The sequence below is a fragment of the Citrobacter sp. wls619 genome, from assembly GCF_005281345.1.
Lineage (GTDB): Bacteria > Pseudomonadota > Gammaproteobacteria > Enterobacterales > Enterobacteriaceae > Citrobacter.
In genome coordinates this window covers 1,646-2,267 of the sequence record NZ_SZXJ01000040.1, presented here as the reverse complement: position 1 = coordinate 2,267, position 622 = coordinate 1,646, and the positions used below count along the sequence as shown (strand labels likewise).

The 622-nt window shown below is 57.9% G+C and carries 1 protein-coding gene; it reads left to right on the top strand.

The genetic code is table 11. The features are described 5' to 3' along the window. Positions 1-208 precede the first annotated feature (208 nt). Positions 209-622 (top strand): phage integrase N-terminal domain-containing protein (locus FDX19_RS07775; RefSeq protein WP_249357537.1); only part of this gene is annotated, 414 nt, incomplete at its 3' end.

The following is a 622-nucleotide window of genomic DNA, read 5'->3' as shown; positions in this document are numbered from 1 at the left end:
GATCAGGATGATCCGGGGGATGACCCGCTCAGGCGGGCGGCTGCTCAGAGAGCACAACCGATACCCCACAACACCTCAACGACTGCCGCCCCGGCGCTCAGGTATCGTTTGCAGCCCCGACAAAAACAGGGGCTATCGGCTAATGCGCCGGGGAGAGTGGTTTCAGTTCTGAATGATGGATTTGAGGCAATGATAAGGAGGGGAAAATATGGGAATTCTGGCGCAGGAAATGATGAAGCTGGCGAAACAGGTGGGCGGCAGCCACAAGACCGTTCACGATCGTATCGCGCTGACGCAGCGTTTTTGTGAGCGTCTGGTGATGGCGCAGAATGTGCAGATCCGTCGGGTGGAGCACCTGAAAGCTCGGTATATTGAAGGCTATATTCGGGAGCGACTGGCGCAGGGTATCTCAAAACGTTCCCTGCAAAACGAGATGGCCGCGATCCGCTGCATGTTGAAACAGGCCGGGCGTGACAAGCTGGCAGCCAGTGAACGGATAAGCAATCGATCGCTGGGGCTGTCCGGCGCATCCCGTAACGGTACGAAGCTGGCTATTACGCCGGAGCATTATCACTGTGTGCTGGAGACGGCCCACGTAAAAGATCCGGGTCTGGCGGCGGCG